5 protein-coding genes and 1 pseudogene are annotated in these 9,720 nt (G+C 33.7%); 1 reads left to right on the top strand and 5 read right to left on the bottom strand.

Annotated features, from left to right (window positions below; all coding sequences use genetic code 11):
- The 5 genes and pseudogenes from istB to J416_RS02725 all read right to left on the bottom strand — a co-directional run.
- The coding region (istB, locus tag J416_RS02750) for an IS21-like element helper ATPase IstB (RefSeq protein WP_003464342.1) at positions 1–659 on the bottom strand (659 nt) is incomplete at its 3' end.
- Positions 656–2,156: pseudogene (gene istA / locus J416_RS02745) on the bottom strand (IS21 family transposase). The pseudogene istA and the gene istB, both read right to left, overlap by 4 nt.
- Before the next feature lie 823 nt (positions 2,157–2,979).
- On the bottom strand, positions 2,980–6,609 hold the full coding sequence (locus tag J416_RS02740) for a DEAD/DEAH box helicase (RefSeq protein WP_003464340.1): 3,630 nt from the start codon (positions 6,607–6,609) through the stop codon (positions 2,980–2,982).
- A complete protein-coding gene (locus J416_RS02735; RefSeq protein WP_003464337.1) occupies positions 6,599–7,513 on the bottom strand; it encodes a hypothetical protein in 915 nt (304 codons plus the stop codon). The genes J416_RS02740 and J416_RS02735 overlap by 11 nt, the downstream gene beginning before the upstream one ends.
- A 1,086-nt stretch (positions 7,514–8,599) precedes the next feature.
- A complete protein-coding gene (locus tag J416_RS02725) occupies positions 8,600–9,256 on the bottom strand; it encodes a DUF2971 domain-containing protein (protein WP_003464330.1) in 657 nt (218 codons plus the stop codon).
- 80 nt (positions 9,257–9,336) lie between these two features.
- Here J416_RS02725 and J416_RS02720 point away from each other — a divergent pair, with 80 nt between their 5' ends.
- Positions 9,337–9,540, top strand: a complete 204-nt coding sequence (locus J416_RS02720) for a hypothetical protein (RefSeq protein WP_003464327.1) — start codon at positions 9,337–9,339, stop codon at positions 9,538–9,540.
- Positions 9,541–9,720 lie beyond the last annotated feature (180 nt).

The following is a 9,720-nucleotide window of genomic DNA, read 5'->3' as shown; positions in this document are numbered from 1 at the left end:
GAATGATGAATGAGTCGATCAATTACTGCTTCCGTTAATATGGAATCTCCAAAAACGTGATTCCATTGACCAAATTGGAGGTTCGTGGTGATGATCAAGCTTTTATTTTCATAACACATCGAAATAACCTGAAAGATCAATTCAGCACCTTCCTTATGAAGCGGTATATAACCTAATTCATCAAGCACTAATAAATCTAACTTCTCTATCTGCTTCATCATTTTAGGTAAGTTACCTTTTTGATTGGCTTCAATCAATTTATTTGCTAAAGATGCCACGGTAATGAACTTTACTTTATTGCCAAAACTATGTATGGCATTTAAGCTAATGAGTGTTGCCAAGTAAGTTTTCCCTGTTCCTACACCGCCATATAAAATGAGGTTCTCCCTTTGCTTGATAAAATGACCTTCTATCACCTCTTCTCTCTGAATACCATGAGGTATTTGAATATGCTCCCATTGAAATGGCTGATTACCCGTCTTCGGGAGTTGTGCTTGATTTAATAATAAGTTCACTTTTCTTTCTTCTCTATTTTGAATTTCTTTTTCAAACAGTTTCAGAAGGTATTCTTGATGATCCTCTGCTTCCACTTCATCGAAGTGTTCCCTTATCCAGCTTAATTTCAAACGTTTTGCGTAGGCTTCAATTTGCTCTTTCATGATGATACACCTCCCTTTTGAAAGAAGGCATCGTAATGAGATAAGCCTCTTGTAGCTTTTGGCATGCTTGGTACTGCTATCGTTGGTTCAATTGATGCATACATATTCGTTTCATGAAGGATAGAATAAAAACAATGCTCAATTTGATCGGCGCTTGGATGTCCGTGTGACACAGCCATCTCTAATGCCTGATTCAATAAAGAGAAATCATTATTCTTTAAAAGCTTGCCTAGTAAACGTAGGGCACTTTTTTGTTCTTCTTCTGTACAATTTTTTAAATAATCCGTCCAAATAGGTGGAAACTGATGATATAAACTTGAATATTTAATGGCCCTCGGGCGTTTGGATAACAATTCTAAATAAGGCTGCCAAATCATGGCTTTTCGTTTAACACCGTATAAACGTTTATGTTTTACAATGATTTGATTTTTTTCATTTAAAATAATGACCTCTTTATAAGAAACAGCCACTCTCACTTTTTGTTTCGCAAACCTAGGAGTAGTGGAATACTGTTTTTTATCAATGCTCACCATCCATACTTATCAGCTCTCACTTCTTCCCGTCGAACACACTCAAATTTCTTTTCAGGCAACATCAACCAATGCTCTCTTTCTTCTTCATATAGCCGCGTTTGAAGCACTTGTCTATCATAATGCATACGGTCTCGATCCTCTTCTGCTAGAGACCATAATGTTTGATTAAACTGATCAAGGTTGACCACTGTATGTTCTGGTAGAAGAAAATTATTTCTTACATATTTCACCATGGCCTCTACATGACCCTTCTCGTTCCCTTTACCGGGGTTACAAAATTCGTATTGAAAACCATAATGTAAGACAAAACGCTCATAAGTATCAGTAAGTTCTCGCTCCCCCTTAGAAAATATTTTTTAACAGCTGGAGATAAATTATCAAATCGAATAGTAGTAGGTACTCCTCCCATATAATGAAACATTCGCTGTAATCCTTCTAATAAACACTCTGTATTTTCCGAAGGAAATACTTGAAAGTAAAAACTATTACTATATGGAAATGACATAACCAAATAAGGTAAGTCTATCACTTCTGATTCATATTTAAATGGAGCTGTTCCAAAGTCTACTTGTGCTGTACCAGGAACAGATTCAAGCGGTAAAGCTACTTCCTCCGATGTTGCTTGTAATTCCCTTTTACGCTTTGCGACATAATCGCGAACCGTTCGGGCTGACCCCTTGAAATCATGAAACTTTGTTAATTGTTGATACATTTTTTTGGCCGTTCGTTGATACTTCTTTTTCTTTTTTAAATCTTCTTTGATCCATTTGTCTATAATCGGTTTTACAGGATCCATCACCGGTGATTTACGATGCTGTTTCTCTTTTCTCTTAAATTCTTCTTGGTTTGCATACTTTGTAACCGTTCGTGGGTCAATTCCCATTCTTCTACCCACGTTGGCATATGTTTCTCCTTTTTGATTCACTTCATGTCTGATATAATTCATTTGAGCCACTGCTAACATCTCCTTAATAACCTCCTGTCGAACGTTGTTGGTCCAACGAGGAGTTTATATTTTTTGGGGGAGGTTGGCAAGTGGTTTTTCTTTTATATATTCCCCACTCGGAACTACATAAATTGAATGCCAATTGCTACATTTTTAGTATGCCATAAACAGTGTAAGTACTTGCGACTGCAAGTCTTGTCCTTGAATAGACACTCTAGCATATCCATATTTCAAACCAGCACCTCATTTATAAACATAAATTATGACACCTTTTCATGATTGATTTTACAGAAAGACAAAAAAGAGAGTCAAAACTTTTAAGTTTTGACTCCTTAAATATAACTTCTTTCGATATAATTAACTATCGCTGTATTTCTTACATTCTTTTAAAACCTGGTATTACTAGGTTTAATGATATAAGTGTTTATGCAGAAATTGATTTAACCATATTTAATACAATTTAATTAAATATGAGTCATTTGTGAGTTAAGAAATGTTGGCGGGCAATTATAATTTTATTAAATTATATACAAAATAGAGAATTGTTGATTAGGAACTCAATTTTAATTCTCAATTATACTTAAGTCATGATTTAATGAACTAGACTGTATTAACATCTAACCAATATATACCTATTAATTCTTCCATTATAGGTGAGTTTATCATTATCAATTTCCAGCACTGGTATGTAACACCTTAGTACTATGACCATCTCTTCGGTTCGATTATTCTTATTTAATAAGTTTCTTGCTCCTCCATCTCCCCAGTATAATATATCGATTATAAAAAACTAAAACCCTTAACCAGTTTTTAAGCTCCGCACTATAGTTGTTTATTAAATTCACTCAAAGTATTGAGTATGAATAGCCTTTGCATGTGCTGTATCAATCACAAAATTATTATCAGGTGAAGATATATTAGAAATCTCATTATTTAATAATGGAGAATTCGCTATCAAATGCCCAGAATAATCTAACCATAAAACCTCAGATTCATCAATTACTGGGAATACATTCCAATAATCTTTTTTGGAAAACTGATCGTTCTTAAGTTTCACATTAAGATTAATATTGTTGATTTCTTCTGTTTTTTGATAATTTGGAAATCTAATGTTCACCCATTCCCTTATCAGCTTGATATTATATACATCCACTTCATTATCTGATTCATCATAATATTCTCTAGATACATTCTCAGCTTCTGACCTAGTATATATATATCCATTTGATAGAAGATAGGCTGCTACAGGGTCAAGAGTTCCCCAAGTGATTAAATCCTTAATCCAAAAGACTACCCATGGCAAATCAGTTTTTTCCCAATCATCTAAAGTTAATAAACTCGACTTTCCATCATTAATCTCCTCAATAACCATCGCTAAAACCGTACTTAATCCCCAGTTAAATTTGTATACAAAGTTATCATATACAAATTTTATCCATTCAGCTTTTTGATTCTCTTTCCCAGGCTTCACTTCCCCTTTTCCAGAAGTTATCCACCAAATTAAAATAGATTCCCATTCTACACTAGACTTGTTTCTTTTGATCCCCTCCTTAATACTAAACTTTTCAAGCATATTTATGTGCTCTATACAGTTCTTAATAAATTTTACTCTCTCTTTATTTGTCCAATTCTGATATTCCTCTCCGCTTTTTAAGTGAGATATAATTTGCTGGTGAATTTTAAAAAGCTGCTTTGCGAACCTAGGTTGTAGGCTTGTTTTATAAATTTTGTTTCTATACTTCTTATCTTGATATATGTCATTGATCACGGCGTTTCCTCTCTTCAAAAATATCTTTTCCATACTTTCCTCTGCCGTGCTTACATAAAAAGCATAGGTATTTTTCCAAATATACTTTATGAGATCTTCATGTTCAGATAGTGGCAAATTCCCCCGATCTTCATCTGAGTTCTCATACTCAACCACTGCTGAAAGAATAACACTATCTAAAGTGTCCAAGGCCTGTTCTGCCACTAAATCATTTCTATCTTGAAAAATCTCATTGTTATCGCTTGGAATACAAGTTTCTAACCATTCTTGAAATTCATCGTTTGACTTGGTCCCAGTTATCTGCTCCCACTGATCTTTTATATAAATTATCAAATTCGCTAAAGGACTAGGATTTTTATGCTGATTTTGAAGAACAGCAGTATCATCCAGATACCCTAACAGAATATTTCTATAATGATTCCTAGCATTTTCAGCACTATATAAAATTGAAGATGAAGGTTTCTCGAGGAATACTAAACTTCTACCTTCAGTTCCATTTCCCGGTCTTCCTGCCCTACCTGTTAAATTCTTAAATTCACTAATAGAAATTGTATCCCCTCGTCTAGAAAGTACAGGTACTAATACTATATCGAAAGGTAAGTTGATCCCTTCAGAGAGAGTTGATGATGCTAGAACAACATTAACTATTCTAGAATTAATTACTTCTATTAGTAATTTAGAATAAATGCTAGGCATTTTTCCATAATGAACTACTATTCCTTTTTCTAATAACTTATATTCATTAGAATTTTCTCCATAATAGTCTATGCAAGATTTTAAGCACTTTTCCCACAAATCTTTCTTATAAGGTTCCGTAGGTTCCTTAAAGAAAACGGGTAATCCTTCTTTGTATACTTTTGTAATAACGTGATAAAAATCGTTAGCATATCCATTCACATGTTGCATCACAGAAATCAGGACGGTATCGGACTGCTCATGCTCTTTGACTTTAGCAAACTGTAAAGCTGCCCAAAATAAAAATGGGCGAGAATACTTAGGAAATCCGTTGTTATTAGTATTAGAGTACCTTCTTGGTAAATCAATAAATTTTAACGGACTTGCTTCTATTGGATTTGGAATAAAGGGACTTATACCACGATCCCCAGTATAATTGGTACTTAATGATGCTCCATTAAGTACGTCATACCTAATACTAAAATCGCCAGACTTTTGAAATTCCAATCTCCCAATTAGTTGTCTTGTGCTTCGATAAGGTGTTTCCTCAGGTGAAAAACTGTCATTTGTTAACCATTTAGTTAATTTTGATGAATCTTCTCCTATTACCGCTGATAATGCGATCACTTTTTTCCTGTTATCGTGTAAGTAGGAAATTAATCTGCTTGCTAAAGATTCTAGCCTTAAAGAGCGGTTATCACCCGAAACAAGGGTTTCCGCATTATGATCATATTGAACTGAGTGTGCTTCATCTATTATTACTAATGACAAACGGTTTAAAAATAGAGGACCTAAAAAGCGAAGTAATGCCTCTCCCTTTTCGTAAGTACAAATTAATACTGTCTTATCATCATGAGTTATCCATGTATCAGTAGGTCCCCAGTCAATACCTCCATACAATCCTGTGACTATTACATTTTCATTAGGAATATTCTTCAGGACACGATTCATCTTTGATTCAGTTTCTGAAGCTAAAGCTCTTGAAGGTACTAGGTATAATACGATTGGTTGTCCTAGATGAAATGGAACATCAATATTTGTTTCTAGATTTTCATTATTTTTTGCTGAAAAGAGGCTTTTTATAATTGATATCTCTGCTATTGTGGTTTTACCTGAACCCGTTGGGGTGCATAATACAAATGAATCTTCATTAATTAGCTTATCTAACCCCCTAAGTTGCGAAGGCCATAATAGGGATTTGTTTTCTAAGAAATTCTTTCTAATATAAATCTCTAAAGCTTTATTGAAACTTTTACCTTCTACTTTATAAAGATCTTCTGTAGCAGTTCTAATAGATTGTTTTACGTACCTTTCAAACAATTCTGCACATAGCTTCGAAAGTAGCCAGTTATAAGAATTCTTATCATGAATTAATATTCGTGATATATCCCTAAATTTATTAATAGCTCTTTGTAATCTATCTCTAACTCCCCATTTCAAAAAACCTACTAACAATCCGATTATACTTACAACTTCACGGGCTATGTATTTGTTAAAATCTTCTTCGAAATTTAAAACATCTGTTTCAAAACTTTTCGGCTCATTATTTCTCCAGTATGCATTTATTTTTTTTTCTAAATTTATAAAGTCATTTTTCAAAAAAAGTCTTAATATCTCTGATTCTTCTGATGATTCTTTCCTTTCTTTTAAAAGACCTAAGGCGATAGCAGGATATCCAGCAATTTGATAAGATGCAGCAGATATAAAGTGGAGAGGATAAGAATGTTCATTTATAGCAGGATGAGAAAGATACTCTAACATTTCTCCCCCGTTACTGAAGAATTCTTCCCAACCTTCCCTACTCTCATCTTTTAAAGTGAAACCTAAGTAAAGCAAACGAAATGCTTCACTTAGATTATCTTGATAATCTTTGCTACTCCAACTTTTAAGTCCACCTTTATTTAAATTTACTTTTGTGTAATGACTATATAACTTTGCTAAACTATTGGATATATGCTTGGACTGGAAGCTTTTATAATAACTTTCAATAACACTTTCCATTTCTTGACTTACTTTTTTATTCGCCATAACTATCTTCCTCTTTTTGATAGATGGTTTTTACAAGTTGATCAATATCAGATATATGAACCTCTACAGATTCTAGCTCTCTACCTGCACTATAACCTTCATGTGGTTCCTCGGTATCGATCCAAGTGCTTTTTTTCTTGGGAGAATTTCCACAAACATAACTTACTAAATCATATCTATTACTATTGCCAAAGTTCCCAAGATCTAAATATAGATTTCTCAAAGCTTCCGACCATCTTATCGCATAATCAGTATCATAATCGTTTAGAATTTCAATTAATCTTAATGTTTCTACTGGTATTATGTTTGAATCGCTTAATTGCTCATGTGCCTTTTTAACCAGAGAACTACTATGATCATTTGTGCACTTAGCTTCGCAAAACAATATTTTACGAATATTAGTTTCACTCTGATCTAATTCAAAAGCTAAGCAATCATCCCCAGGTCTTCCCATAGTAGCATTCTTTTTATCACCTGTTCTTTTATATGTTTCTAACTGATCAAATGCAGCCTCATGATGCCGAAAACTAAACACGGGTACCTTCCAATTCTCAACATTAAATGGAGCAAAATTTTCAGCAATAATACCAGCAAAAACTTCACCAAAAGTTCCCTTTAATGTTGTTAAATCAAGTTGATCAGGATAACCATAAGCCGGATCCATTTTACCTAGTGACTCAATATCTTCAACACTTGGGTCAAGTGTTTTAAGAAGCAAAGACCTTTTTGAATTTTTATAATCTTGGTGAGCTTCTTCAACCATATTTTTTAATGAAGGAACTATCTCATCTCTAAATGTTAGTTCTTCGTTAAGTTTTAAATGTCTATACTTTTTACCTTTGTTCTCTGTTCTTGAAGTTAATAACCATGAATTAAATTGAACGTCCCTTAATCTTATTTCCATCAAATCCCCCTCAATACTCTTGTCCTGTCTGCAAATTTCGTTATCCAATCCCACAATCCTTCTTTTAAAATAACATAAATATTACTAATTATTAACTTATTTTCCTGTTTCATTCTCATTTAATGTCTTTGTGGTAGGTGAACACAAAAGTGGACCAAAACGCTAAAGTCTTTTGACTTGAATCCGACTTTTGGTAAGTAGTCCAGTGATCCATGGATACGAATTTGATTGAACCAGTGCACAAAATCAAATCATTCAAGGTCAAGATCTTGTTGATTAATAAAATGGGAACCATTCATAAACTCTATTTTGATTGCTTTAAATCTTGATTCAGCAAAGGTGTCTTCATAATGATTGCCTTTGTTGCTTACGTTCAAAATCGAACGATTAAAATGACCTATCAATGAGAGCGTTTTTAAATTCGCTTCCATAGTTCGTGTGAAACATTTTCAAATTGACGAAAGTATTTTTGAACAGATGCAAATGCGCGTTGAACTAACCCAGCACTCTTTCTTGAACCAGCGCTTTGACTGGTGATTTTGCAATTATATAAAATCAATCAATATACATATATAATTCCACTAATATCCAGTTAGAAAATAGGTGAAGTCACTGATGATCACTTGATAAGGTTTTTCCTGATGAAACGATCGATTTAATGTGTTCCTGATATCTGTTTCTTTAACAAGTGTCGTCATCAGCTTAAATTGAGTAACGGTATACTCTTAGATTCTAATCTTTACTCTTTTATCTCTGATCAGATGTGACGTCGAGTTACGATCCAACCTAATTTAGTGAGTTCAATTTGGATTTTTAGTTGTCCACCGTTTTGTCGGCTATCTATAAATATTTGAACCAAGTGTATGTGACCTTAACGAAACTGTCCAATTAAGTGTAACTTGAACAGATTCTATAAAAATAATATTGGATATGTTTATAATTCGCTCTTTTTAGTTTACTCGATTATAAATGGAACTTCGAGGTCATAAAACGTAAAAACCCCCGAATAAGGACACTTTTTTATCAGTGTCCTTATTCGGGGAATAGTTTAAGTTTTGATTCTTTTTTTATATAATCCTATAGCCACTATTTATATAAATCTTTTTCTAAAGCTTTAATAGTTCTAGATTTGACTGGTATAGATCCAATATCATATTTGTAATTAATATCCCTAACTACTTCATAAAACATTGACTCTTCATCTAGAAATGGATGAATATGAACTTCCTCAATAAATTCAATCATACTGTTTTTTGGACCTTTATTATTCATATGTATTGGGACTTTAATTGCACTTTCAGTTGGCATTTCTGTTTCAAATTCACCACTTCTTGTTTTAGTGGGGGTAAATATAGCACGAACTTCACTTTCATACTGGTACTCAATTGGTTTTATACTGAAAGATGCAGAAATTGTAGAGTTACTTTGAGATATAATCTCCCAAACTTCCTGATTAGTTTCATGACTTAATGCAATCAAGTTATCAAGATAATTAACTCTCACAACTTCTCCATTGAAGTAATCTGAAGAATAATTTTCTACCACTTTTCGAAGCTTACTCTTTGTTGTTTTAATTGCAACTGACTCCAGGCCACCACCAAAAAGCTCCCACATAGAAAGGGACATGGATTCACTAGCACTCCAACAATTAATGAAAGTTGAATTGCGTAATTTTTCAGCTTGACGTTGATACTCCTCAATTTGATGAGGTCTTTTGATCACTTGATTGTTCCATTTATCCAATGTACTTTCTTCCGCTAATAGTGTGTGATATATCTATTTACCTTTGCCCACCTGTTTATCTAGTACATCTAAGGCGGAATATGGTTGGGCGCTGGGTTCGTGAGTACAAAGACGGCAAATTTGGTGACACGGATATCACGTCTGCACCTGACCTTGATACGAAAGAGCTATCTAATGAAAATGATCAATTAAAGCAGCTTTTGGGCGAAAAAGACCTTGAAATTGCCGTATTGCGAGATCTTATAAAAAAGAAAAACCCTCACTTACTGAAAAAATTGAAGTAGCCGATAAATGGATTGGGAACGGTTATACGATGACGTTAGTATTAAAAATTGTCGATATACCACGTTCCACCTATTACCATCGTAAATATTACCGGGTAGAAGAGAAAAAAGTGAGTGAGGGACGCCCGGCACCAGGATACTCAACCTATGAAGACGGAACAAAAGTCCCCGACGAACAAA

This window comes from Gracilibacillus halophilus YIM-C55.5 (genome assembly GCF_000359605.1).
GTDB classification, from domain to species: Bacteria; Bacillota; Bacilli; order Bacillales; family Amphibacillaceae; genus Gracilibacillus; species Gracilibacillus halophilus.
The sequence above is the reverse complement of the archived record's forward strand: the minus strand, read 5'-3'. Positions and strand labels throughout refer to the sequence as shown.